This window comes from Christensenella sp., from assembly GCF_034927525.1.
GTDB lineage: Bacteria > Bacillota > Clostridia > Christensenellales > Christensenellaceae > Christensenella.
Genome location: NZ_JAYFPU010000265.1, coordinates 1 through 1,643 on the forward strand (window position 1 = coordinate 1; position 1,643 = coordinate 1,643).

Annotated in this window: 2 protein-coding genes; both read left to right on the forward strand. The window is 54.9% G+C overall.

Going from position 1 to position 1,643, the window contains the following annotated elements:
- Positions 1 to 321 (forward strand): sensor histidine kinase (locus VB081_RS10805; protein ID WP_323400822.1); only part of this gene is annotated, 321 nt, incomplete at its 5' end.
- A 186-nt stretch (positions 322 to 507) separates the two neighbouring features.
- Complete coding sequence (locus VB081_RS10810; protein ID WP_323400823.1) at positions 508 to 1,548, forward strand: PTS transporter subunit IIC; 1,041 nt, start codon at positions 508 to 510, stop codon at positions 1,546 to 1,548.
- Positions 1,549 to 1,643 lie beyond the last annotated feature (95 nt).

The window sequence follows — 1,643 nt, forward strand, 5'->3', positions numbered from 1 at the left end:
CTTACAAACGCCATCAAATTCTCGCACCGGCAAGGTACGCTCAGCGTGCGGCTCAAAAAGGAAAAAACGCAAGTGCGCGCAGAAATCGCCGATACGGGCGTGGGCATCGCGGCGGACGCATTGCCGCGTATTTTCGAAAAATTTTATCAGGGCGATGCGTCCCATTCCGGGGAAGGGAACGGCCTCGGGCTTTCCATCGTCAGGCAGATCGTCGAATCAAGCGGCGGCAGCGTCTCCGTTAAAAGCGAAGAAGGCAAAGGCACGACATTCACTGTTCTGTTGCCTGTTCCCGAAAAAACGTCGAAAAATAAATCCTCTTGAAAAAACCTCCATGATTCAGTATAATAAACACGCTATCTGTTATTGCGTGTAGTTTAAGCCACGCCGTTTTTAAGAAGTTCGCGAAAACCGCGGATGTCCGGTATACGTACCGCTTGAAAAGTAGCAAATATGAGTCTTGCGCCAAGGCGCATCCCAAGTATTTACTTTTTAGGAGGACGTTTTTTTATGTCAGAAAATCAATCAAACACAGCTTCTATGACCATCAAAAAGTACGCCAAACGCTGGTTCATCGACGGCATGGGTGCGATGGCGCTGGGTCTTTTTTCCAGCCTTATCATCGGCCTCATCATTTCCCAGATCGCCACCATCCCCGGCCTGTCTGTGCTCTCCCAGTTTACGGAAGTACTGAGCGCAAAATCCCCTGTCGTGGGCGCAGCCATCGGCGTTGCGATTGCCTACGGCCTCAAAAACAAGCCCCTGGTCATTTTCTCGTCCGCCGCGACCGGCGCGTTCGGTTATGCGATGGGCGGACCTGTCGGCGCTTATGTCGCCGCGCTCGTGGGCGCGGAGATCGGTCGGCTCGTTGCGGGGAAAACGCCGGTAGATATCATCGTATCCCCCATCGTCACCATTCTTTCCGGCTGCTTCGTCGGGCTTCTTGTCGGCCCGCCGCTCAACACTTTCATGACATGGTTAGGAGATTTTGTAAACTCAGCCACCGTGCTTGCACCGCTACCGATGGGCATCATCGTTTCGGTCATTGTGGGCATGGTACTGACGCTGCCCATCAGCTCCGCCGCCCTGTGCATCATGATGGGCATCAGCGGCATCGCCGCAGGCGCGGCTGTCGCCGGCTGCTGTGCCAACATGATCGGCTTTGCGGTCATGAGCTTCAAAGAGAACGGCTGGGGCGGCTTTTTGGCGCAAGGCCTCGGCACGTCTATGCTGCAGGTGCCGAACATATTGCGCCGCCCGCAGATATGGATACCGCCCATCGTCGCCTCGGCAGTCGTCGGACCCATCTCCACGATGGTGTTCCAAATGACGAATACCCCCACAGGCGCAGGGATGGGTACCTCCGGCCTGGTCGGACAGTTTGGCGCGTGGGCAGCCATGAGCGCCACAACGCCCGCTCCCATGCTCATTTTTGAAATTGCCCTCGTACACTTTATCCTTCCCGCCGTCATCACGCTCGCTGTCGCCACTCTTTTGCGTCGTGCCGGCTGGATACGTCCGCAGGACTTAAAACTTGAAATGATGAATTAGAGCGGCATCCCATTGACCACCAGAGCTGTCCGTCATTGACGGGCAGCTCTGATTATTTCTTCGAGATTGATTATATCTAGTTTGTTCCTCCTGCA